Consider the following 21,768-nt stretch of genomic DNA (forward strand, 5'->3'; position numbering starts at 1 on the left):
GCGCCTCCTCGGGCCTCTGCCCGCGGCCAGCGTACGGGGGGCCTCGTGAGTCCTGAGGGAGTTGTGGAGGCCGATGTTCCCCCAAGGGCTACCGCTCAGTAACCACATGCTTCTACGCTGCCGTCAACTCACCACCAATCCAAGGGAGTTGGGTCATGGGTGTACTGAGACGGCTGGCGGCGGTCGTGGGTGCCGGGGCCCTGTTCGTGATGGCGGGCTCGGCCGCGCACGCGGACACGGCCACGGCCACGGACCTGAACGCGGCGAAGTTCTCCGGAACCACCTCCGTCGGCACGCACAACGCGTACGACAGGACCAAGTACACCTACTGGGCGCAGGCGCTGGACTCCGGAGCCTCGCTGCTGGAGCTGGACGTGTACGTCGACAGCATCAGCAAGCGGTGGCGGGTCAGCCACAGCAACCCGTGGGGCGACGACAACAACTGCGAACACGCCAACACCCCCAGCCAGCTCTACAGCCAGGCCACCAGCCAGGACCTCGGCAGCTGCCTCGACAACATGGCGGCCTGGGAGCAACTGCACCCGGACCACGCACCCATCGTCGTCAAGGTCGAGATGAAGGTCGGCTTCAACCAGACCATCGGCCTCGGGCCCACCGCCTTCGACACGCTCGTCTCGCAGAAGCTCGGCAGCAGCGTGTACAAGCCGGCCGACCTGCTCGGCTCCTCGTACTCCACCCTCGACGCCGCCGCCAAGGCCAACGCCTGGCCCACCCGTGACCAGCTCAAGGGCAAGTTCATCTTCGAACTGATCCCCGGCACGGTGGAGCAGGCGAACCCGTTCGACCACTACTGGACGGACCAGGAGTACGGCGACCACCTGCGGGACCTGTACGCGGCCGGGAACATCTCCCAGGCCCAGGCCTTCCCCGCCGTCCTGGGCGCCGCGAACGGGGATCCACGGACCAGCAGGTACGACGCCTCCATCCAGCCCTGGTTCGTGTTCTTCGACGGCGACGCGGCGACGTACGTGAACAACGGCTACGACACGTCGTTCTACGCCACGAACCACTACATCCTGATCATGACGGACGCGTACAACGTCTCACCGGCGATCTCCTCGACCGCTCCCACCGACGCCGAGGTCGCGGCCCGGCTGGCGCTGCTGGCCGGCGACCACGCCAGCATCATCACCTCCGACTGGTCGACGAAGTCGGCGGCCGTCCTCGGCGAGGTGGCGGCCCGCGGCTGACAATTCAGGGGCCCACGCGGATCGCTCTCGGCGCGGCGGGGAATACGACATACGCAGTTGCAACTCGTGTCACCCCACTGGCACCCAGGGAGTCCCCCCATGCTGCACGGCATCGACGTGAGCGCGTACCAGTCCTCCAGCTACGACACGGATGGCCTCTCCTTCGTCTTCATCAAGGCGACGGAGGGGCATTCGTACGTCAACCCCAAACTCGCCGCCCAGGCCAAGACCGGCCGCGACGCCGGACTGGTCGTCGGCTACTACCACTTCCTCTGGCCCGGCAACCTCACCGCCCAGGCCGAGTACTTCGTCCAGCACGCCCCCGAAAAGGCGGGCGAGATCCTCGCCGTCGACTGGGAGACCACCGGCGACGGCACCCACGCCAGCAACGCCGAGAAGGACTCCTTCATCCGCAAGGTGAAGGCACTGCGGCCCGGCTACCGGGTGGTGCTCTACACCAACCGGAATTTCTGGCTCAACATCGACACCACCTCGTACGCCGGCGACGGCCTCTGGATCGCCGACTACGTCAGCGCGGGCCACCCCCGCATCAAGGCCGACTGGGTTTTCCACCAGTACACCAGCGATCCGCACGACAAGGACGTCGCGGACTTCGCGAGCAAGGCCGCCCTCAAGGCCTGGGCCGCGAAGAAGGACTGACCGGCGGCGCCGGCCCGTGGCGGCGGGATCGGGCTCCTCGGTCCGGTCCCGCCGCCGGCCGTCCCGCAGGACCCGGCTCGGCCGTCAGCCGCGGAAGTTCTCCGGGCGCTCCGGGGACGCCTCCGCCAGGGCCTTGCGGACGCCCTCGGCGTCGGCGCGCAGGCCGTAGACCGGGGTGCCCGGCTGCTGGCGCCAGGAGTCGTCGATGCCGCCGTTGTCGACCGTGTCGAAGCCGAGTTCGTCGATCAGGGCGCGGACCACCTGCTTGGCGGCCTCGTCGTCGCCGGAGACCGGGAGGGCCTGGCGGCCGGGTTCCCCGGCGGGGCGGCCGCGGTCCAGGATGTCCTGGGCGAAGGTGCCGTTGAAGACCTTGATCACGGGGTGGCCGATCTGCCGCTCGGTCCAGCGGCTCTCCGTGATGCCCTCGTCCTCGATGCCGGCGATCCGGCCGTCCCGCTCCCGCGGGTAGTAGTTGTTCGTGTCGATCACGGCGACGTTCGGGGCGGCGCCGTCCAGGAGGCCGGCCGGCAGGTTCGGGACCGCCTTCACCGGGACCGTGACCACCACGACCTCCGCTCCGCGCGCCGCTTCCGCGGCCCGCACCGCCGTCGCGCCCGTCTCCTCGGCCAGGGCGGCGAGCGTCTCGGGACCCCGCGAGTTCGCCACGGACACGTCGTGACCGAGCGCGGTCAGCCGCCGGGTGAGGTTGCCGCCGATGTTGCCCGCGCCGATGATGCCGATCTTCATGACACACCTTCCGAGAGTCCATGCACTTGCGTACACAAGCTGCTGCGCAACGACAACCTCGGGCGTGCGCGACCTGTTCCACGGCCGGTCCGAACGGGTGAGGCCCGGCTCCGGAGCCGCCGGGCCCCTGCTCAGATCCGTACGACGATCTTGCCGATGTGCGTGTTGGACTCCATCAGGCGGTGCGCGTCCCGGATGCGGTCCAGGCCGTCCAGCACCTCGCCGACGACCGGGCGGAAGCCGCCGTCGGCCAGGCCCGCGTTGAGGAAGGCGGTGGACCGGCGCCGGCCCTCAGGGGTCGCGGTGAAGACCCCGTTGGCGTAGGTGTGAATCGTGAAGGGCCAGTTCCAGGGGAGCTCGGCGGGGCTGCCGTCCAGCCAGCCGTAGACCACCACCGAGCCGCCCGCGGCCAGCCCCTCGGCCAGCGGGCGGAAGTCCGGGCCGCCGATCGCGTCGAACATCACCTCGGCGCCGCCGCCCCCGGTGAGCCGCCTGACCTCCTTCGCCACGTCCTGCGGTGTCGTCTCCCCGGTGACGATCACCTCCGCCGCGCCCAGCTCCAGCAGCCGATCGCGCTTGTCCGCGGTGCGGGTGGTGGCGAGCGGGACCGCGCCGATCCGGCGGGCGACCTGGATCGCCGCGGTGCCGACGCCGCTGGACGCCCCGGTGATCAGGACGTGGTCGCCCGGCCGCAGCCCGGCCGTCTCCAGCAGCCCGCCGTACGCCGTCGTGTACGTCAGCCAGGCCGCGGCGCCGGTGACCGCGTCCACGCGGTCGGGGCGCGGGACGACCGAGGACGCGGGCAGCACCACTCGCTCCGCGTACACGCCCCGCGCGCTCATCTCGATGCCGGGGCCGGTGGTCACCGGGTCGCCGACGGCCGGTTCGGTGACGCCCTCGCCGACGGCCTCGACGGTCCCGGCGGCCTCGTAGCCGAGCCGGGAGGCGGGAAGGGTCGGCTGGTAGTAGTAGGTGCCCGACCGGAACAGGGCTTCGGCGCGGTTGAGGCCCAGCGCCTCGACGCGTACGGCGACCTCGCCGGGGCCGGGGCCGGGGAGCGGCACGTCCTCGACGGTCAGGACGTCGGGGCCGCCGGTCTCGTGGAAGAGCACGGTGCGTGCGGTGTTCGTCATGCGGTCGACGCTAGGCGGCGTCCGCGAGACGATCCATGCTCTTCTGTCTCGCTTTCCTGTCCGCGCGTCTCGCCGGACTACGGTGTGGACATGGACGTACTGAGCGACGCGGTCGCCGCGATGCGTACCGGGCGGCCGCACTCCTCCCGCCGGGACACGTACGCGCCCTGGGGGATGCGGTTCGCGGCGTCGGCGGGTGCCGGGTTCCACGTGGTGCTGCGCGGGTCGGCGTGGCTGCTGCCGGCGGTCGGCGAGCCGGTGGCGCTGGGGCCCGGGGACGTGGTGTTCCTGGCCCACGGGCACGGCCACGCGCTGGCCAGCGGACCGGACGTACCGCTGCAGGACGTGCGCCCCGGACCGGACGGCCGCTGGCCCGAACCGCCGCGTACGGCGCGGGCGGCGGAGCCGGACACGGTACTGCTCTGCGGCGCCTACCAGCTGGACCGCTCCCGCGCCCACCGGCTGCTCTCCGAGCTGCCGGAGGTGGTCCGTCTGCCCGCCCGGGTGGGCGCCCACCGCTCGCTGCGGGCCGCGGTGGAGCTGCTCGGGATGGAGCTGGAGGAGCGGCAGCCGGGCGCGGACGCCGTCGTCACCTCGCTGCTCGACACCCTGCTGCTCTACATCCTGCGGGCCTGGTGGCAGCGGGAGGAGGGCGGCGCGGAGGGCAGGGGCTGGTCCGCCGCGCTGGCCGATCCCGCGGTCTCGGCGGCGCTGCGCGCCGTGCACGGCGACCCGGCCCACCCCTGGACGGTGGCCGAACTCGCCGCCCGGGGCGGCCTGTCCCGGGCGGCCTTCGCCCGCCGTTTCACCGCGCTCGTGGGCGAACCGCCCCTGGCCTATCTGACCTGGTGGCGGATGACCAGCGCCGGCCGGTTGCTGCGCGACGACACCCTCACCCTGCGCCAGGTCGCCGAACGCATCGGCTACACCTCGGAGTTCGCCTTCGCCAAGGCCTTCAAGCGGGAGTACGGCACGGCACCGGGCCAGTACCGCAGAGCCGCCGGCCACCCCACGACCGGCACCGCCGGCCACCCGTGAACGGCGCCGGGGACCAACCCGGGAACGGGGCGTCGGACGCCGGAGCGGACGGCACGTGCCGACCTGCCGGCCGGGATGCCGGGGCCGGCCGGGCACCGGGTCCTGGCGCACGTCCCGGTGGCCGCTGGACGGTGTGGGTCGAGGCCGGGGCACTCGACACCGCGGCACTCGACACCGCGGCACTCGACACCGCGGCACTCGACACCGCGGCAGCCGACGCCGCGGCAGCCGACGCCGGGGCATGAGAAAGGGGCGCCCCGCACTCCAGGTGCCGGGCGCCCCCGCGCTCGTGGGACCTACTTGTTCAGGTAGGCCCAGTACTCGTCGAAGGACAGGACCTTGTCGCCGTTGAGGTCGCGGGTCTTGATGATGGCCTCGGCCACCGCCTCGGTGACGTTCCAGTCGCCCCCCTGCGCGAGAGCGGACTTGAACTCGGCGGCGGTGATGAAACCGTCACCGTCCGCATCGATCCGCTCGAAGTGCGCGCGTGCCTCGTCGATGTCCGCCACCGATCCGCCCCTTTATGTCCGTGTTTCCATTGTCGTACCGGCGTAGTGCCGCAGGCCAGGTTAACGGCCCGGCCAGCTCTTCAGCGCAGCGACCACCCAGCCGAACTCCTCCTGGTACTGCGGCGGCACCGGAGCACCCTTGATGATGTTCACCAACTCCCGGTAGCGGGCGACCTCGTTGCCCAGGTCGATCCGGCGCAGCACCGCCGCCCGGTCGGTGCCCTCACCGAACACCTCGGTGAGCACGGCGTCCGCCTCCGGCGCCTCGGGCGCCACCCCGCGCTCGCGGGCCGCACCGACGACGTCGACCAGCTTGCGGAAGAACCACTGCGAGGCACCGGCCGGGGTGTCCGGCCCGCGGTCGGCCGCGTTGAACTCGATCATCCTGCGCATCGCCGCCCGGAAGTCCGGGTCCTGCAGCAGTTCGGCGAGCTCCACCCAGGCGTCCACCTGCTCGGGGCCGGGTTCGTCGGGCAGTGCCACCCCGAGGCTCCGGGTGCGCTCCCGGATCCAGGGGTCGGCCGTGTCCAGCCCCTCGAAGATCTCCTCCACGAAGTCGTCCACGATCCGCTGCCGTTCGGCGGCCGACAGCCGTGCCAGTCTGTTCATCAGGGTCATCTCCTCCGCGTTCGATCCACGTCGCGCCACCGTCGACAGCACCGCGCGGGTCACCTTCAGCGAGCGGATCTGCGCGTCCAGCGCCGCCACGTGCGTCTCGGCGACCTCCGCCACGGTCCGCTCGCCGGAGAGCACCTGGCGAACGTGCCCCAGGCCGAGCCCCAGCTCGCGCAGGGTGCGGATCAGCTCCAGGCGGGCGAACGACTCGGCGTCGTAGAGCCGGTAGCCGCCCGCGGAGCGGGTCACCGGGGTGAGCACGCCCTCGTCGGACCAGTAGCGGATGGTGCGCACGGTCAGCCCGGTGGCCTTCGCCAGCTCGCCGATGGTGAGAAGTCCGGTGCCGTCGTCGATCATGTCTGCGAGTGTGGGCCTTCCAGTGGGTGGAGACTCAAGGAGCACGGTGACAGAGACCCTGCGGGACATTCTGGACGCGGCGGCCCAGGGTGTCTTCCCGCCGCCCGACGGCCGTACGACGGTCGTACCGCAGCCCTCCCCGCGGGACGCCGGGGTGCTCTCCTTCACCGCGCACTCGGTCGTCTTCGTCGACGAGGACCCGGAGTGGGTGTACGACACGCTGCGCGCCACCCCCAGCGATCCGCTGGCCGCGACGATGAACTCGCGCTTCCTGACCGCCCTGATGGACCGCACCGGGCGCGAACAGGAGACGATCGACGCGCTGCTGGTGGCCGGCCCGCTGCCCGGCCGACCGGAACTGCCGCTGACCGAGCTCACCGGCCCCGACCACTCCCGGGTCGCCTACGCCCGCAACCGGCGCGAGGAGGTGCGCGCCTGGGCTGCGGACGGCGGGGTGGTGGTGCTCGGCCGGGGCGTCGCGGGACGCCTGGAGGTCTCGGTGGAGGTGGACCAGGGGGTACGGCAGCGGGGGCTTGGCCGGGCCCTGGTGACCGCCGCCCGGCAGCTCGCGGACGAGCCGTTGTGGGCGCAGGTCGCGCCGGGGAACGCCCGCAGCGTCCGGGCGTTCCAGGCGGCCGGCTACGTGCAGGTGGGCGCGGAGGCACTGCTGCTCAAGGCCTGAGGCCCGAGGCGCTGCCGCTCAAGGCCCGAGGCCCGAGGGCCCGGCCTCCCTCAGCCTCACCCGGCCTCAGCGGAAGATGCCGGTGTGGCCGAGCGAGTAGCGGCCCGGCTGCGGGTAGACGGCGAGTCCGTGCGGGCCGCTGCCGACGTGGATGCGGGCCAGTTCGGCGCCGGTGCGGGTGTCGATGGCGTACACCTCGGAGTTGTAGCGGCCGGAGAGCCACAGCACCTTGCCGTCCGCCGAGACCCCGCCCATGTCGGGGCTGCCGCCGCCGGGCAGCCGCCACTTCCCGGTCAGCCGGTTCTGCGCGAAGTCGAAGAGGGAGATGGTGCCCTCACCCCGGTTGGAGATGTACATCACGCGGGAGTCGCGGCTGACGTACAGGCCGTGCGCGCCCTTGCCGGTGGCCATGAAGGTCGGCCTGGTGAAGGCGTCGCCGTCCAGGATCCACACCCCGTCGGCCATCATGTCGGCGATGTAGAACCGCTTGCCGTCCGGCGAGACCTTGACGTCCTGCGGCATGGCGCCGTGGTACGGCAGCTTCTCCTGCCGGAGCACCTTCATCTGCTCCGTGTCCACCTTGAGCACTTCGCCGCTGAACTCGCAGGACACGATGAAGTACCGGCCGTCGAGGGAGAAGTCGGCGTGGTTGACGCCGTAGCAGCTGACCGGGACGGCCTTGACGGTCCGCATGGTGTGCGCGTCCCGGAAGACCAGCTGGCGGTCGTTGGAGGCCATCACGATCGCGTACCTGCCGTTGGGCGTGAAGTACAGGTTGTACGGGTCGTGCACGGCGACCGGCTTGCCGGCCCGGCCGGTCCTCGGGTCGATGGGGGTGAGGCTGTTGCCGAGGTCGTTGTTGACCCACAGGGTCTTCAGGTCCCAGGACGGCACGACGTGCTGCGGCTGCCGGCCGACCGGGATGGTCCCGATCACCCGGTACGTCTTCGGGTCGATGACCGTGACCGTGTCGGAGTTGGTGTTCGGGACGTACACCAGGGACGGGAAGCCCTTGACCACGGGCGAGAGGTTGCCGGGGCGGTCGGCGGCGTACACGTCCTTCGGGTCCAGGACCGGGGGCATCCCCGGCAGTACGTCGACGGCCGGCTCCGCCTTCTTCACCGGCGGCTGCACGGCCGCGGTGGTGCCGGCGGCCGGTGCGGCCGGGCTCTCGGAGCCGCCGCTGCACGCGGGCAGCAGGGCCAGGACGGCGAGGACGGCACCGGCGGACAGCAGACGGGCGGCGTTCGTGGTTCGCATCAGCTGAGCAGCTCCGTGGTGGTGACCGCGCGCAGTCCACGGCGGTTCAGTTCTTGGAGGACGGCGGGGAGGGCGGCGACCGTGTCCGGATAGCCGAAGTGCATGCTCACCACCGAGCCGCCCGTGACCTCCGCGAGCACCTTGCGGGTGATGGCCGACGCGCCCGGCCGGGTGTAGTCGAGCGAGTCGACGTCGTACGACAGCACGTGCGGGTAGCCGGCCTCGGCCGCGAGCCGGGCGACGAGTGGGGAGGCGGTCGGCGTCCTCGAGGGACGGAACCAGGTCCCGATCGATCCGGTGAGCCGCCTGAGCCGCTGCGCGCAGTCGGTGATCTCCTTGCGGGCGTCCGCCTCCGCCATGGCGTTGATGGCGACGTGCCGCTGGGTGTGGTTGCCCAGGTCGTGGCCGCCGTCCAGGATGCGGCGCGCCATGGCGGGATACGCGTCGAGCCAGCTGCCGACGGCCAGCACCGTGAGGTGGGCGCCGTGCTGCTCGGCGGTGCGCAGGAGCTGGTCGGCGAGGGTGGGGTCGCCCTGGCCGTGGAAGGTGAGGGCGACGGAGGCGGTGGTGCGGGGGCCGTGGGTGACCTGGAAGGGGAACCGGTGGGGGGAAGCCGACGGTGCGGTGGGGCTGGTGGTGGCAGGGGGTGCTGCGGTGGCCGTACCGGTGGTGCCGCAACCGGTGACGAAGGCGCCTCCGGCGGTGAGGGCGGCGCCTGCGCGGAGGAGGTCGCGTCGGGGGGTGGGGGTCACCTGCACTATTTAAGGGTGCACAGGTAAGAAAATTGGCTATTGACCCGAAAAGGGTTGTTCTTGCACGTTGCAGCCGGCGGGGACTGGTCGCGCCCTCCCCGCGCCCCTGAAGGGGCGCGTTTCGGTGGGCCTATCGATCAGCCACCCGCATCTCGAACCACGTCGTCTTTCCTCTCGGCAGCAGATCAACGCCCCAGCGGTCCGCCAGCTTGTCCACCAGGAACAGGCCGCGGCCGCTGATGTCGGTCTCCTGAACCGGCATCAGGCAGGGCAGGCCGCGCGACGGATCACGCACCTCCACCCGGATCCAGCCGGGGCGGCGGCGCATCCGCAGGCCGAACACCCGGGCACCGGTGTGCCGTACGGCGTTGCCCACCAGTTCGGAGACGAGTAAGACCACGTCCTCCGTCATCCTGGGGCTGAGCCGCCACTGGCGGAGGACGACGACCTGGGCGAGCCGGCGGGCGGTCGCCGCGGACTCGGGGCGGGACGGCAGCGGAACCTCCGCGTCCGTCGGATTGCCGAACAGTTCGATCGCCTTGAGCGCCCGCTCGTCCTCGACCGCAGGCGACCAGCGCGCCGCGGCCGCACGGCTGTGTCCCCGCGGCTGTTCGATGCCCTCCAGCCCCGCCATGCCCCCATCATGGCCGTCGCGAGCGCCCTCCGTGGCCGTTCCCGGGGAATACGCCCCCGCAAAGCTTCCATCCGTCACCGGGTGATCGGCATATGCCATCGGCATTCCGAAGGCATCGGAAGCCGGTCCGACCTGCGAAGACGTTCCATCTCCGGGCAATCGCCAGACCCCCTCGACAAGGCGGGCTTAGGGTTGCCTTAAGGTTCCCATAATCCGCCCCATCGGGGGACCCGGAATCAGACATCGCGTCAATTGCAAGGGGTTCGGGGCTTTCACAGCAGGGCGAAGATCACAGGAACTTGGCCTTGCCCGGCCCCTCCTCGACGAAACTGCGCATCCCGCGCTCGCGGTCCTCGGTCGCGAACAGTCCCGCGAACCAGTTCCGTTCGACGGCGAGCCCGGTCTCCAGGTCGGCTTCCAGGCCGGTGTCGATCGCCTCCTTGGCGGCCCGCAGCGCGATCGCCGGCCCCTGCGCGAGCTTCGCCGCCCAGGCGTGTGCCTCGGTGTAGACGTCGGCGGCGGGCACGACCCGGTCGACGAGTCCGATGGCGAGCGCCTCGTCGGCCTTGACCATACGGCCCGTGAAGATCAGGTCCTTGGCCTTGGACGGGCCGATCAGCCGCGGCAGCCGCTGGGTGCCGCCGGCTCCCGGGATGAGCCCGAGGAGGATCTCGGGCTGCCCGAGCTTGGCGTTGTCGGCGGCGATGCGGTAGTCCGCACAGAGGGCGAGCTCGCAACCGCCGCCGAGCGCATAGCCGGTGACGGCGGCGACGACCGGCTTGGGAATCCGGGCGACGGCGCTGAAGGAGTCCTGGAGGGAACGGGACCGCAGAACCATGGCCGCGTGGTCCATGTTCTGCATTTCCTTGATGTCGGCCCCGGCCGCGAAGACCTTCTCACCGCCGTACACGACGACGGCACGCACGTCCTCGCGCCGGGTGGCCTCCTCCGACAGCTCCTTGATCCGGTCCTGGGTGGCGACGTCCAGCGCGTTCATGGGCGGCCGGTCGAGGCGGATCGTGCCCACGCCTGCCGAGACTTCGAGGGTTACAGTCATGCCTCGCAGGTTAGCGGGCGTTCACCACCCCTGGCTCAGGGGCGCGGGGCTGTATCGACCTGCGGCTGCGCCGCGTGAGCGCGAACGACCCCACCGGCCCGCAGCCGACGAACTACTTGGTCCATTCCTTCCAGGACATGTTCCACCCGTTGAGCCCGTTGTCGGGCGACACCGTCCGGTCGTTGGAGTTCTTCACCGTCACCACGTCGCCGATGATCGAGTGGTCGAAGAACCAGGCAGCGGGCAACGCGCGGTCACCGCCACCCCGGATGTCCCGGAGGCCGACGCACCCGTGGCTCGCGTTGTAGTTGCCGAACGCGTCGCCACCCCAGTAGTTGCCGTGGATGAACGTCCCGGACGTGGTCAGCCGCATCGCGTCCGGCACGTCCTTGATGTCGTACTCGCCGCCGTAGCCGACCGTCTCGCCGTTCATGCGCGTCACGCGCAGCTTCTCGCTGATGACCATCTGGCCGTTCCACGTGTCGTAGCCCGGCTTGCCGGTCGTGACCGCGAGGGTCTTCACGACCTTGCCGTCCTGCATGACCTTCATCGTGTGCTTCTTGGCGTCGACGACGGACACCTGGTTGCGGCCGATCGTGAACTTCACGGTCTTGGCCTGCTCGCCGTACACCCCGGCGCGGCCCTCGACGCCGTCGAGGTTGAGGGAGACGGTGACCTTCGTGCCGGACTTCCAGTAGTTCTCGGGGCGGAAGTCGAGCCGGTCGTTGCCGAACCAGTGGCCCTCGACGTCGACCGCGGGCTCGGTCTTGATGGTGATCGCCTTCTCCACCGCGGCCGGGTCGGTGATGCCCCGGGTGAAGTGGACGGAGAACGGCATGCCGACACCGACCGTGGAACCGTCCTCCGGCGTGAAGTAGCCGATGAACGTGTTCTTCGGGGTGAGCGTCGTGAAGCTGGAGTCCTCCGCCGACTCACGTCCGTCGGCGTCCTTCGCCACCGCGTGCACCGTGTACTTCGTGGAGCTGGCGAGGTGCGTCGAGGGCGTCCAGCTGGCGCCGTCCGCCGCGATCGCCCCGGCTATCTCCTTGCCCTTGGCGTCCTTGACCTCGACGTCGGTCAGCTTGCCCTTGGCGGCACTGACCTTGAGCGCACCGCTGGTGTCCACGCCGGTCGCGCCGGACTTGGGGCTGATGCTGACGGTCGCCACGGACTGCTTGCTCGCCTGGGTGGTGGCGTCCGTGGCCTTGCCCTGGTCCGCCCCCTTGTCGGAAGAGCCGCCCCCGCCGCAGGCGGTGACGGCCATGAGCAGGACGCCGGCGACGACCGCCATTCCCTGCTTCCTCCGCGCCCCCCGAACCGACGCCCCCGATATCGGCCGCTCGTTCAAAGTCGTTCTCCCCTCCCAGGGCCTGGTCAGGCCCGCCCCGGCGCGTCAGGCGCGCGCATTGGCGCATAGTAACCGCAGGGTTTTGAGCTTGGTGTTGGGCGAATGTCACCGTTGCGTCGCAACTTCTCGCCCCCCACCGGCCCGCTCCCACCTGGTTACTTGACCGCGCTGCCCGCCTTCCACTCCTTCCACCCCATGTTCCATCCCCCGAGCCCATTGTCGGGAGCGACCGTTTTGTCCTTGCTGTTGACGACTTCGACCACGTCACCGATGAGGCTGCGGTCGTAGAACCAGCCCGCGGGCGTGTCCGAGCTGCCGCCCTTCACGTCGCGCAGGCCCACGCAGCCGTGGCTGACGTTGACGCGGCCGGGGGCGTCCGGCGCCCAGTAGTTGCCGTGCAGGAAGGTGCCGGAGTCGGTCAGCTTGAGGGCGTGCGGGACGTCGGGGATGTCGTACTCGCCGCCGAAGCCGACGGTGCGGCTGTTCATGCGGGTCACGTCGTGCATCTCCATCACCACCATCTTCCCGTTGTAGGTGGTGTGCTCGGGCGCCCCCGCGGTGATGGGCACGGTGGCGAGCAGCTCGCCGTCCCGGCGGACCTCCATGGTGTGGGCGGCCGCGTCGACGAGGGAGACCTGGCTGCGGCCGACGGTGAAGGTGAACGTCTTGGACTGGAGGCCGTAGACACCGGGGGCGCCCTCGACGTCACGGAGGTTCAGGCCGACCGTGACGACCGTGCCGGGCTGCCAGTAGTTCTCCGGGCGGAAGTCGAGGCGGTTCCTGCCGAACCAGTGCGGGCGGATCTCGACCGCGGGCCTGGCGGTGACCTGGATGGCGCGTTCGACGGCGGCGCGGTTCTCGATGTCGCGGCTGAAGGCGAGGGAGACGATCATGCCGGTGCCGACGGTGGCCCGGTTCTCCGGGGTGACGTACCCGATGAAGCGTTCGTCGGGGACGAGCGTGGTGAAGGTGGTGTGGCGGGCCGAGCGGTGGCCGTCGCCGTCCAGGGCGACCGCGTCGACGGTGTACTTGGCGGCGAGCGCGAGTTTCGGGTCGTCGGGCCGCCAGGTCCTGCCGTCCGCGGCGATGTGCCCGGGGACCGGGGAGTCCTGGGCGTCCTGGGACCTGACCACGCTGACGGACTCCAGGCGGCCGCTCGGCACCCGTACCGTGAGCCGGTCGCCGGGCCGTACGGTCCTGGTGCCGTCGTCCGGGGAGATGCGGATGACGTCCTCGGGTGCCGCGGGTCTGCCGCCGAGGACGTGGTCGATGCCGAGCCCGTCCGTGCCGTCCGAGGTGCAGCCGGCGGCTCCCGCCAGCAGCCCCGCCCATGTCAGTGCCGCGGCCAACGCGGCCCCCGCGCGCCGTGCGCGCCCTTGTGGATGCCTCACGTGCGGCTCAACGAGCGGGCATGCCCCTGGGAAACGTGAGTGCGACGCCGGCACTGGGCAGAACAGAGGGAAGGACGACGAGCTGGGGAGCCGCCGTGCCCGTGCGCGAGCCGTCGCGGGCACGTCCGTAGCGAGCCGCCGACCGTGCCCGGGACCGGGAGTCCGGGCGCCGTCGGCTGCTCGCACGCGGGTGGCGCGCCCCGGTGGTCGGCGAGCCGCGGGACACAAAAAGGGGCCGACAGGTGACGAGCGCAGCCGAGCAGCAGGGGGCACCGGCGCGGGCCCCGAGGGCGGACGGCGCCACGGCGCACGCCCCCGCGGTGACCGGGCCCGCAACGAACGGGCCCGCCGTGAACGGGACGCCCCTCCCCGTCCCGGCGGCGTGGCCGGGGGCGTCGACACCGCTCGGCGCCCGGTTCCGGGTCGGTCCTGACGGGGTGGCGGGCACCAACTTCGCCCTGTGGGCGGCCGGCGCGGAGGCGGTCAGGCTCTGCCTCTTCGACGAGCAGGGGCGGGAGACCCGCATCCCGCTGACCGAACTCACGCACGAGATCTGGCACGGGTTCGTGCCCGGCGTGCTGCCGGGGCAGCGGTACGGCTACCGGGTCGACGGCCGCTGGGACCCGTGGACCGGCGCCCGCTGGAACCCGGCGAAGCTGCTCCTCGACCCGTACGCGCGGGCGGTGGACGGTGAGTTCGCGCTGCCGCCCGAGGTGTACGGGCACGTCCGGGACTGGCCGGACCAGCAGGTCGCCGACACCGTCCGGGACGACCGCGACTCGGCGCCGTACGTCCCCAAGGGCGTGGTCGTCCACGATGACGACGACTGGTCCGACGACCACCGCCCGAAGACCCCGTGGGCGGACTCCGTCATCTACGAGCTGCACGTGCGCGGCTTCACCAGGCTGCATCCCGGGATACCCGAGGAACTCCGCGGCACCTACGCGGGCCTGGCCCACCCGGCCGCCGTGGACCACCTCGTCGGCCTCGGCGTGACGGCCGTGGAGCTCCTCCCCGTCCACCAGTTCGCCCACGAGGACCACCTGCTCAGGCGCGGCCTGAAGAACTACTGGGGCTACAACTCCATCGGCTACTTCGCCCCGCACGCCGCCTACGCCGCCTCCGGTACGACGGGACAGCAGGTCGGCGAGTTCAAGCGGATGGTGCGGGCGCTGCACGCGGCCGGGATCGAGGTCATCCTCGACGTGGTCTACAACCACACCGCGGAGGCGGGCGAGCTGGGCCCGACGCTCTCCCTGAAGGGCATCGACAACCGGGGCTACTACCGCCTCCAGGACCACGACGCCCGGCGCTTCGCGGACTACACCGGCTGCGGCAACACCCTGCACGTGGTCCGCCCGCACGTGCTGCGCCTCATCACCGACTCGCTCCGCTACTGGGTCACCGAGATGGGCGTGGACGGCTTCCGCTTCGACCTCGCCGCGGCGCTGGCCCGCTCGATGCACGACGTCGACATGCTCTCCCCCTTCCTCGCCGTGATCGCCCAGGACCCGGTGCTGCGCCGGGTGAAGCTGATCGCCGAGCCCTGGGACGTCGGCTCGGGCGGTTACCAGGTAGGCGCCTTCCCACCCCTGTGGACCGAGTGGAACGACCGCTACCGCGACGCCGTGCGCGACTTCTGGCGCGGCGCCCTCCCGGACGTCCGCGACCTCGGCTACCGCCTCTCGGGCTCCAGCGACCTCTACGCCTGGGGCGGCCGCCGCCCCTACGCCTCCGTCAACTTCGTCACCGCCCACGACGGTTACACGCTGCGGGACCTGGTGTCGTACGAGCGCAAGCACAACGAGGCCAACGGCGAGCAGAACCGGGACGGCTCCGGCGACAACCGGTCCTGGAACTGCGGCGCGGAGGGCGAGACGGACGACGAGGGCGTACGCGCGCTGCGCAGGCGCCAGTTGCGGAACCTCCTCACCACCCTCCTCCTCTCGACGGGCGTCCCGATGCTGGTCGCCGGCGACGAACTGGGCCGCACCCAGGGCGGCAACAACAACGCCTACTGCCAGGACAACGACATCAGCTGGCTGGACTGGAGCCTGCTCGACGACCCCGCCTGGCGGCCCCTGTTCGACCTCACCTCCCGCCTCATCCGGCTCCGCCACCGCCACCCGGTGCTGCGCCGCCGCGCCTTCTTCTCCGGCCGCGCGCACTCGGCGGACGGCCTGCGCGACCTGGCCTGGTTCACGGCCCACGGCGAGGAGATGACCGCGGGCGACTGGTACGCGCCCGCCGCCACCCTCGGCATGTTCCTCTCCGGCCGGGACATACCCGGCCGCGACGACCGCGGCGCCCCCGTCCTCGACGACAGCTTCCTCACCGTCCTGCACGCCGGCGCCCGCCCGACCCGGTTCGTCCTGCCGGGCCCGCCGTGGGCACGACGCTACGAGGTACTGGTCGACACCTCACTGGAGGACCAGCACGCGGAACCGGCAGTGGTCCACGAGTCGGGGACGACGATCACGGTGCCGGGACGCGCGGTGCTCTTGCTGAGAGTGGCCGACTGAAGCATCCAGCCCGACGATCGCCACCGGGTTCCTCCCGGACCCGCGCTAGGCTCCGGGAGCGAAGGACTGCGGGCCGAGTGCCCGCAAAGCGGCCAGTACCGCCCTTGTCCGGGGAACTTCGTGGGTGCGGTAGACGCCTGTTCCCCCGAGATGCGCCAGAACCGTGAAGAAGCCTTCGGCGGTGCGGAACTCGTCCTCGAAGAGGCTGAAGGCGTGCGGCAGGGAGTGACAGATGGGAAGGCCCAGCCGCCGAAGCCGGAACGTGTTCAGGAGGGCACGGCCCTGATAGTGCACACGGGTGTCGGCGGATATGTGCCTGTCGTGGGAGAAGCCGATGCCGGGGTCGATGACGATGTGTTCGACTCCGGCCGAGCGGGCGTGGTCCACGCGTCTCTCGAAGTACTCGAGCATTCTCGGGACGGGATCCTGGTCCATGCCCTTGGCGCGCACGTCCCGGGAGTTCCTCCCCTCGACATGGCACAGGACGACTGCCGCTCCGTGGTCGGCCAGCACGGGGAACATCTCGCCGTCCGATGCCAACCCGCCCGAGTAATTGACCACGAGCGCCCCCGCGTCCAGGCACGACCGGGCAACGGCAGGCTCGTACGTCTCGACCGACACGGCGATGCCTTCCGAGGCGAGCACCTCCACGACCGGCACCAGGGCGGCCACCTGCTCCGCCACGGAGACCTGTCGCGTGCGGGGATTGCTCGACTCGGCGCCGATGTCGACGATGTCGGCGCCCTGTGCCGCGAGGATGCGGCCCTTCCGGACAGCGGACCCGGTCGAGGTCGCGACGCTCTCCCGATAGGTGGAGTCCGGAGAGAGGTTGACGCATCCCATGATGGCGGGGGTGGTGTCGACATCGATTTCCCGGTCCCCCAGTCGAAGCGGTTCGACCGGTAAGGAGAGGTCGGCCTCGAATCGCCGTGCCAGATCTGCCAGGTGAGCAAGGGAAATCATCCGACCCCATTCCTGTACGACCGCCCGGGAAGCACCGTGCTAACCCAGAATCCCCCGCTGATACCCCGTCGCCACCGCGGCCGCGCGGTCGTTGACGCCGAGTTTGGCGTAGAGGTGGGTGAGGTGGGTCTTGACTGTGGCCTCGCTGATGAAGAGTTCGCGGGCGATCTCGCGGTTGGAGGTGCCCCGGGCGACGAGGGTCAGGACTTCGCGTTCGCGGGCGGAGAGTGGCTCGTTGGCGGGGGCGGTGGGGGTGCGGACGGCGGAGACCAGGCGGGAGGCGACGGCCGGGGAGAGGACGGTGCGGCCCTGGGCGGCGGCGCGGACGGCGGTGAAGAGTTCCTCGCGCGGGGCGTCCTTGAGGAGGTAGCCGGTCGCGCCCGCCTCGATCGCGGGGAGGGTGTCGGAGTCGGTGTCGTACGTGGTGAGGACGAGGACCTTGGCGCGGGCGCCACGCCGGGTGAGTTCGCGGATCGCGTCGACCCCGCCGCCGCCCGGCATGCGGAGGTCCATGAGGACCACGTCGGGGTCCAGGGTGCCGGCGAGCGTGACGGCTTCGGCGCCGTCGGACGCCTCGCCGAGGACCGTGAAGCCGGGGGCGGACTCGAACATGCCGCGCAGGCCGTCGCGGACCACGGGGTGGTCGTCGACGATGAGCAGCGAGATCGGGGGCTCAGTTGTCATGGCGGACCAACGGTACGCGCGCCGACAGCGCGGTGCCGAGCCCCGGTTCGGACTCCACGGTCAGGGAGCCGGCGATCCGCTCGGCGCGGGCCCGCATGCCGTCCAGGCCGAAGCCGCCGGCGCGACTGCGGGCGGGCACGGCGAGCAGGTCGAAGCCGGTGCCGTCGTCGCGGATGTCGAGGATGACCTCGCCGCCCGGGAAGTCGCCGAGGAAGGAGAGGGTGACGCCGACCCGGGAGGCCCGCGCGTGCCGGGCGGCGTTGGACAGCGCCTCCTGGACGATGCGCAGGAGGGTGGCCGCGACCTCCTCGTGGAGTTGCTCGGCGGTACCGGTGACGGTGAACTCGGCGCGTATGCCCGTCCGTTCACCCCACTCGGCGACCGTCTTCCGCAGCGCCTCGGGCAGCCCGTCGTGCTCCAGCGCGGCCGGGGCCAGGTTGTGCACGGAACGGCGGGCCTCGCCCAGGCTGTGCCGGGCCAGCGTCAGGGCGCGGTCCACATGCTCCTGGGCCAGTGCAGGATCGGGGGTGTTGGTGACGACCTGGAGCTGGGCGATGATCCCGGCGAGGCCCTGGGCGATGGTGTCGTGGATCTCGGCGGCGAGCCGGCGGCGCTCGTCGGCGACCCCGGCCTCCCGCGCCTGGAGGAGGAGCTGGGCGTGAAGTGCCGCGTTCTCGTCGAGGGCCTGGCGCAGGGCGGCGATGGTCTCGGTGCGCTCCCGGGACCGCTCCTTCTCCTGCTCGTTGAGGTGCGCGATCCCCACCTGGAGAGCGGAGTTGACGGCCAGCAGCACGGCGAACAGACCCCACTGGAGCACGCTGCGGAGCGGCATCCCGCCCGTCTGCGCACCGGCCACGGTGACCGCGCTCGCCAGCAGCCCCAGCCGTCGCCACCGCCGCGGCAGCAGCTCGTCGGCGTCCATGTAGCCGGAGGCGGCGTAGAACGCGAAGAACGGGCTGAGCCAGGTGAGCACGAAGGCGAGGGCCCAGCGGAGCGCGTAGTAGGCGCTCCCGGCCGCGGAGGGCGTACGGCCGCGGTCGGTCCGGCGGGACCGCGTGCCGTGCCACCACAGCTGCAGCCCGACCGCGGCACCGACCAGGGACCATGCGGTCAGCCACGTCGCCCGGGGGGTGCCGGGGTCGGCGGAGACGACCCCGAGGACGATGCTGACCCCGAGGAACCCGTACGGGCCCCAGGTGTGCAGCTGCTCCCAGCGCCGGTCGATCCGGTCGTCGTCCGCGGTCATGTCCCCAGTCTGCATGCCGGGCCGTCTCCTACTCCCAGCGGAACCAGCGGGCGGCGCCCGCCGTCAGCAGGACCGTCCACAGCGCGAGGACGCCCAGGTGCTCCCAGCCGGGCCAGTGGCCGGCGGCGGCGCGGTCCAGGGCGCGGGCCGCCGCGCCGAAGGGGGTCAGCTGCACCACCCGGGCCATGGCGTGCGGCATCTCCTGGACCGGGATCCACACGCCCGCGCAGAACATCATCGGGAAGAACACCGCCGAGCCGATCGCGCCCGCGATCTTCGTGGTGCGGGACAGCGCCGAGACGACCGAGCCGAGGGCGAGGGCGGCCGCGGCCGCGAGGAGCAGGGCGAGGAGGTACCCGGCGGGCTGCTTCGGGAGGCGTACGTCGAAGGCGAGCCGGCCGACGAGGAGGGCCAGCAGCGCCGCGCCCAGCGCGACCGTGCCCTGCACCACCATCTGCGCGGACAGCAGCGCGGAGGGCCGTACGGGGGTGAGCCGCATCCGGCGCAGGATGCCCCGCTCCCGGTGGCCGGTGAGCGCCTGGGGCAGGGTCTGCACCCCGGCCATGATCAGGGCGATCAGCACCGCGACGGGGACGTACGCGTCGACCGGGCGCAGTCCGCCCAGGGACGTGTCGGCCTCCCGGAAGGAGGGGATCGAGCCGAGGATCACCAGCAGCAGGGTCGGGAACAGGAAGACCCAGAAGACGGCGCCGGGTTCGCGGCGGAACAGGCGGAACTCGGTGCGCAGGACGGCGGTGTTCATGCTGCTTCCTCCTTCGTCAGGTCGAGGAACGCGTCGTCGAGGGTGGCGTCCACGACCCGGAGCTGGTGGGCGGTGATGTGGTGCCTGGCGAGCAGGGTGATGACGGCGTTGACGGTCTCGTCGGTGCCGGAGAGCGTGATCCGGCCGTCCTTGTGCTCGACGGAGGCGAGGGCGGGGAGGGCGGCGAGGTCGTGGTCGTCCAGGGGTGCGGACGGGGTGAAGCTGATGACGGTGGCGCCGGCGCTGCGGCGGATCAGCCCGGCCGGGGTGTCGAGGGCGGCCACCCGCCCCTTGTCGATCACCGCGATCCGGTCGCAGAGCCGCTGCGCCTCCTCCATGAAGTGGGTGACGAGCAGGACGGTGACGCCGCGGTCCCGGACGTCCTCGATCAGCTTCCAGGTGTCCCGCCGGGCCCGCGGGTCCAGCCCGGTGGTCAGTTCGTCGAGGACGACGATCCGCGGGTTCCCGATCAACGCCAGTGCGATGAGGAGCCGTTGCTTCTGCCCGCCCGACAGCTTGCCGAACCGGGTGGCGAGTGTGCCGGTGAGCCCGAGGCGTTCGGCGAGCGGCGCCCACTCGAGCGGGTCCGGATAGAAGGAGGCGTACAGCTCAAGGGCCTCGCGGACGGTGAGCTTGGGCTGCAGCTCGCTCTCCTGGAGCTGGGCGCCGAGGACGCGGGCGACCTCGTCGTGGTCGGCGACGGGATCGAGCCCGGCGACCCGGACCCGCCCCGCGTCGGGCACCCGCAGCCCCTCCACGCACTCCACGGTGGTGGTCTTGCCTGCGCCGTTCGGCCCGAGGATCCCGAAGATCTCGCCTTCCTCGACGGCGAGACTCACCCCGTCCACGACGGCCCGGCCGCCGTAGGACTTGCGCAGGTCTGTCACTTCGATGTGGGTTGGCATGTTCCGAGGGTCCCGTCCGGCCCGGGTCCGCCACATCGGCCGCTCCGCTCGAACCGCCATCAACCGATCGGCTGATGCCGCGGATCCACCCGTACGACCCCTCGAACGCCCAGGTCGTACGACCAACGGCCGACTCCGGTCCGGCCAAAACTCGGTGGGCGTTGTCAGTGCCGATCCGTAGGCTCGCCCCTGATGCCTCCGACACGTGCAACCACCAAGGACCGGTCCGCCGTCCGCACCCTGCTGCGCCTGTGGCCGTACGTACGGCCGGTGCGGGTGCGGCTGTCCATCGCCGCGTTCGTGGCGATCGTCGCCTCCTGTACGGGGCTCGTCATCCCCCTCGTCCTCAAGTGGATGGTGGACGGCCCGGTGGCCGACCGCGACCCGGCCGGGGTGTGGCTCGGCGCGCTGTACCTGCTGCTGCTCGGCATCGCGGAAGCACTCCTCTTCGGTCTGCGCCGCTGGCTGGTCGCCAGACCGCTCTCGCGCGTCGAGGCGGGGATGCGGGCGGACCTGTACGGCCATCTCCAGCGCCTGCCGGTCGCCTTCCACGACCGGTGGGCCTCGGGCCAGCTGCTCTCCCGGGCCACCACCGACCTGATGCTGCTCCGCATGTTCCTCGCCTTCCCGCTGACCTTCCTCCTGGTGAACGGGGTGACGATCCTCGTCGGCGTGCTGATCATGCTGGCCCAGGACTGGACGCTGGGCCTGGTCATCCTCGGCCCCACGATCCCGGTGATCTGGACCTGCGTGATCTTCGAGAAGCGGTACGCGGAGGTGGCGCGGCTCGCCCAGGACCAGGTCGGCGACCTGACGACGGTGGTCGAGGAGAGCGTGCTCGGCATCCGCATCATCAAGGGCTTCGGCCGGCACCGCAGCCAGGCGCACGCGTTCCGCGAACTGGTGCGGACCCTGCGGGGCACGGAGCTGCGCAAGGCGCGGATGCTGGCGATGATCTGGGGCGTCATCGTGACGCTGCCGGAGGTGGCGATCGGGGCGGCGCTGCTGTGGGGCTCGATCCAGGTCGCGGAGGGCGGGCTGAGCGCGGGCACGCTGGTGGCGTTCCTGTCGACGGCGCTGGCACTGAGATGGCCGGTGGAGTCGATCGGGTTCCTGCTGGCGATGAGCCAGGAGGCGGCGACGGCGACGGAACGCTTCTTCGAGGTGCGGGACGCGGTCCCGGAGGACGCCGGTTCGGGGGGGGGGGGGGGGGGGGGGGGGGGGGGGGGGGGGGGGGGGGGGGGGGGGGGGGGGGGGGGGGGGGGGGGGGGGGGGGGAGGGGGGGGGGGGG

Annotated in this window: 21 protein-coding genes; 6 read left to right on the plus strand and 15 right to left on the minus strand. The window is 71.6% G+C overall.

The features are described 5' to 3' along the window. Nucleotides 1-155: 155 nt before the first annotated feature. Together ACZ63F_RS30475 and ACZ63F_RS30480 are read left to right on the plus strand one after the other, a co-directional pair. Nucleotides 156-1,211, plus strand: a complete 1,056-nt coding sequence (locus ACZ63F_RS30475) for a phosphatidylinositol-specific phospholipase C domain-containing protein (protein WP_469715699.1) — start codon at nucleotides 156-158, stop codon at nucleotides 1,209-1,211. Nucleotides 1,212-1,310: 99 nt separating this feature from the next. Continuing rightward, nucleotides 1,311-1,871, plus strand: a complete 561-nt coding sequence (locus ACZ63F_RS30480; protein ID WP_469715701.1) for a glycoside hydrolase family 25 protein — start codon at nucleotides 1,311-1,313, stop codon at nucleotides 1,869-1,871. Between the two features lie 84 nt (nucleotides 1,872-1,955). Here the strand turns inward: ACZ63F_RS30480 and ACZ63F_RS30485 are convergent, their stop codons facing one another. Together ACZ63F_RS30485 and ACZ63F_RS30490 are read right to left on the minus strand one after the other, a co-directional pair. Then, nucleotides 1,956-2,618: an NADPH-dependent F420 reductase gene (locus tag ACZ63F_RS30485; RefSeq protein WP_469715704.1), complete on the minus strand. Its 663-nt coding sequence runs from the start codon at nucleotides 2,616-2,618 to the stop codon at nucleotides 1,956-1,958. Between the two features lie 131 nt (nucleotides 2,619-2,749). Then, nucleotides 2,750-3,751 carry a zinc-dependent alcohol dehydrogenase family protein gene (locus ACZ63F_RS30490; RefSeq protein WP_469715706.1) on the minus strand — a complete coding sequence of 334 codons (1,002 nt, stop codon included), beginning with the start codon at nucleotides 3,749-3,751 and terminating at the stop codon, nucleotides 2,750-2,752. Between the two features lie 90 nt (nucleotides 3,752-3,841). Between ACZ63F_RS30490 and ACZ63F_RS30495 the strand changes: the two genes are divergently transcribed. Beyond that, nucleotides 3,842-4,789 (plus strand): AraC family transcriptional regulator, encoded by a 948-nt coding sequence (locus tag ACZ63F_RS30495; protein WP_469715709.1) that lies wholly within the window; start codon nucleotides 3,842-3,844, stop codon nucleotides 4,787-4,789. A gap of 296 nt (nucleotides 4,790-5,085) precedes the next feature. Here the strand turns inward: ACZ63F_RS30495 and ACZ63F_RS30500 are convergent, their stop codons facing one another. Both ACZ63F_RS30500 and ACZ63F_RS30505 read right to left on the minus strand, forming a co-directional pair. Beyond that, nucleotides 5,086-5,298 carry an EF-hand domain-containing protein gene (locus ACZ63F_RS30500; protein ID WP_093498975.1) on the minus strand — a complete coding sequence of 71 codons (213 nt, stop codon included), beginning with the start codon at nucleotides 5,296-5,298 and terminating at the stop codon, nucleotides 5,086-5,088. Between the two features lie 60 nt (nucleotides 5,299-5,358). Further along, nucleotides 5,359-6,270: a helix-turn-helix domain-containing protein gene (locus ACZ63F_RS30505; RefSeq protein WP_469715711.1), complete on the minus strand. Its 912-nt coding sequence runs from the start codon at nucleotides 6,268-6,270 to the stop codon at nucleotides 5,359-5,361. On the opposite strand from ACZ63F_RS30505, the gene ACZ63F_RS30510 reads away from it, so the two are divergent. Beyond that, nucleotides 6,269-6,952: a GNAT family N-acetyltransferase gene (locus tag ACZ63F_RS30510; RefSeq protein WP_469715714.1), complete on the plus strand. Its 684-nt coding sequence runs from the start codon at nucleotides 6,269-6,271 to the stop codon at nucleotides 6,950-6,952. The genes ACZ63F_RS30505 and ACZ63F_RS30510 overlap by 2 nt on opposite strands. Before the next feature lie 66 nt (nucleotides 6,953-7,018). Here ACZ63F_RS30510 and ACZ63F_RS30515 read toward each other — a convergent pair whose 3' ends face one another. The 6 genes from ACZ63F_RS30515 to ACZ63F_RS30540 all read right to left on the minus strand — a co-directional run bounded on the left by ACZ63F_RS30515 (nucleotide 7,019) and on the right by ACZ63F_RS30540 (nucleotide 13,394). After that, nucleotides 7,019-8,212, minus strand: coding sequence for a YncE family protein (locus ACZ63F_RS30515; protein ID WP_469715716.1), 1,194 nt, complete (start codon nucleotides 8,210-8,212; stop codon nucleotides 7,019-7,021). Continuing rightward, the gene (locus ACZ63F_RS30520) at nucleotides 8,212-8,964 is read right to left on the minus strand and encodes a polysaccharide deacetylase family protein (RefSeq protein WP_469715718.1); all 753 of its coding nucleotides are present in this window, start codon (nucleotides 8,962-8,964) and stop codon (nucleotides 8,212-8,214) included. Before ACZ63F_RS30520 ends, ACZ63F_RS30515 begins: the two co-directional genes overlap by 1 nt. Nucleotides 8,965-9,094: 130 nt before the next feature. Next, a complete protein-coding gene (locus tag ACZ63F_RS30525; RefSeq protein ID WP_469715720.1) occupies nucleotides 9,095-9,703 on the minus strand; it encodes an ATP-binding protein in 609 nt (202 codons plus the stop codon). 184 nt (nucleotides 9,704-9,887) lie between these two features. Then, complete coding sequence (locus ACZ63F_RS30530; protein WP_469715722.1) at nucleotides 9,888-10,655, minus strand: enoyl-CoA hydratase/isomerase family protein; 768 nt, start codon at nucleotides 10,653-10,655, stop codon at nucleotides 9,888-9,890. A gap of 112 nt (nucleotides 10,656-10,767) precedes the next feature. Then, nucleotides 10,768-11,946 (minus strand): L,D-transpeptidase, encoded by a 1,179-nt coding sequence (locus ACZ63F_RS30535; protein WP_469715724.1) that lies wholly within the window; start codon nucleotides 11,944-11,946, stop codon nucleotides 10,768-10,770. Nucleotides 11,947-12,158: 212 nt separating this feature from the next. Continuing rightward, nucleotides 12,159-13,394 carry a L,D-transpeptidase gene (locus tag ACZ63F_RS30540; protein ID WP_469715726.1) on the minus strand — a complete coding sequence of 412 codons (1,236 nt, stop codon included), beginning with the start codon at nucleotides 13,392-13,394 and terminating at the stop codon, nucleotides 12,159-12,161. A 320-nt stretch (nucleotides 13,395-13,714) separates the two neighbouring features. Between ACZ63F_RS30540 and glgX the strand changes: the two genes are divergently transcribed. Continuing rightward, nucleotides 13,715-15,916: a glycogen debranching protein GlgX gene (gene glgX / locus ACZ63F_RS30545; protein ID WP_469715766.1), complete on the plus strand. Its 2,202-nt coding sequence runs from the start codon at nucleotides 13,715-13,717 to the stop codon at nucleotides 15,914-15,916. Between the two features lie 45 nt (nucleotides 15,917-15,961). On the opposite strand, the gene ACZ63F_RS30550 is transcribed toward glgX, so the two are convergent. The 5 genes from ACZ63F_RS30550 to ACZ63F_RS30570 form a co-directional block, all read right to left on the minus strand. Further along, entirely contained in the window at nucleotides 15,962-16,759 is a 798-nt protein-coding gene (locus ACZ63F_RS30550; protein WP_469715728.1) for a dihydropteroate synthase, read from the minus strand. A gap of 159 nt (nucleotides 16,760-16,918) precedes the next feature. After that, complete coding sequence (locus ACZ63F_RS30555) at nucleotides 16,919-17,563, minus strand: response regulator (protein WP_469715730.1); 645 nt, start codon at nucleotides 17,561-17,563, stop codon at nucleotides 16,919-16,921. After that, the gene (locus tag ACZ63F_RS30560) at nucleotides 17,553-18,809 is read right to left on the minus strand and encodes a sensor histidine kinase (RefSeq protein ID WP_469715732.1); all 1,257 of its coding nucleotides are present in this window, start codon (nucleotides 18,807-18,809) and stop codon (nucleotides 17,553-17,555) included. Before ACZ63F_RS30560 ends, ACZ63F_RS30555 begins: the two co-directional genes overlap by 11 nt. 28 nt (nucleotides 18,810-18,837) lie before the next feature. Beyond that, on the minus strand, nucleotides 18,838-19,572 hold the full coding sequence (locus tag ACZ63F_RS30565; protein ID WP_469715734.1) for an ABC transporter permease: 735 nt from the start codon (nucleotides 19,570-19,572) through the stop codon (nucleotides 18,838-18,840). Then, the gene (locus tag ACZ63F_RS30570) at nucleotides 19,569-20,477 is read right to left on the minus strand and encodes an ABC transporter ATP-binding protein (RefSeq protein WP_469715737.1); all 909 of its coding nucleotides are present in this window, start codon (nucleotides 20,475-20,477) and stop codon (nucleotides 19,569-19,571) included. The genes ACZ63F_RS30565 and ACZ63F_RS30570 overlap by 4 nt, the downstream gene beginning before the upstream one ends. 192 nt (nucleotides 20,478-20,669) lie before the next feature. Between ACZ63F_RS30570 and ACZ63F_RS30575 the strand changes: the two genes are divergently transcribed. Continuing rightward, nucleotides 20,670-21,768 (plus strand): ABC transporter transmembrane domain-containing protein (locus ACZ63F_RS30575; RefSeq protein ID WP_469715739.1); only part of this gene is annotated, 1,099 nt, incomplete at its 3' end.

It is taken from the genome of Streptomyces sp. NPDC104761 (assembly GCF_055583445.1).

Coding starts and splice junctions, on each gene's coding strand:
- ACZ63F_RS30535 (WP_469715724.1), bottom strand. CDS start 11,946: ATGGCGGTCGTCGCCGGCGTCCTGCTCATGGCCGTCACCGCCTGCGGC.
- ACZ63F_RS30525 (WP_469715720.1), bottom strand. CDS start 9,703: ATGCCGATGGCATATGCCGATCACCCGGTGACGGATGGAAGCTTTGCG.
- ACZ63F_RS30505 (WP_469715711.1), bottom strand. CDS start 6,270: ATGATCGACGACGGCACCGGACTTCTCACCATCGGCGAGCTGGCGAAG.
- ACZ63F_RS30475 (WP_469715699.1), top strand. CDS start 156: ATGGGTGTACTGAGACGGCTGGCGGCGGTCGTGGGTGCCGGGGCCCTG.
- ACZ63F_RS30570 (WP_469715737.1), bottom strand. CDS start 20,477: ATGCCAACCCACATCGAAGTGACAGACCTGCGCAAGTCCTACGGCGGC.
- ACZ63F_RS30530 (WP_469715722.1), bottom strand. CDS start 10,655: ATGACTGTAACCCTCGAAGTCTCGGCAGGCGTGGGCACGATCCGCCTC.
- ACZ63F_RS30510 (WP_469715714.1), top strand. CDS start 6,269: ATGTCTGCGAGTGTGGGCCTTCCAGTGGGTGGAGACTCAAGGAGCACG.
- ACZ63F_RS30560 (WP_469715732.1), bottom strand. CDS start 18,809: ATGACCGCGGACGACGACCGGATCGACCGGCGCTGGGAGCAGCTGCAC.
- ACZ63F_RS30485 (WP_469715704.1), bottom strand. CDS start 2,618: ATGAAGATCGGCATCATCGGCGCGGGCAACATCGGCGGCAACCTCACC.
- ACZ63F_RS30495 (WP_469715709.1), top strand. CDS start 3,842: ATGGACGTACTGAGCGACGCGGTCGCCGCGATGCGTACCGGGCGGCCG.
- ACZ63F_RS30555 (WP_469715730.1), bottom strand. CDS start 17,563: ATGACAACTGAGCCCCCGATCTCGCTGCTCATCGTCGACGACCACCCC.
- ACZ63F_RS30550 (WP_469715728.1), bottom strand. CDS start 16,759: ATGGGATGCGTCAACCTCTCTCCGGACTCCACCTATCGGGAGAGCGTC.
- ACZ63F_RS30565 (WP_469715734.1), bottom strand. CDS start 19,572: ATGAACACCGCCGTCCTGCGCACCGAGTTCCGCCTGTTCCGCCGCGAA.
- ACZ63F_RS30515 (WP_469715716.1), bottom strand. CDS start 8,212: ATGCGAACCACGAACGCCGCCCGTCTGCTGTCCGCCGGTGCCGTCCTC.
- ACZ63F_RS30490 (WP_469715706.1), bottom strand. CDS start 3,751: ATGACGAACACCGCACGCACCGTGCTCTTCCACGAGACCGGCGGCCCC.
- ACZ63F_RS30480 (WP_469715701.1), top strand. CDS start 1,311: ATGCTGCACGGCATCGACGTGAGCGCGTACCAGTCCTCCAGCTACGAC.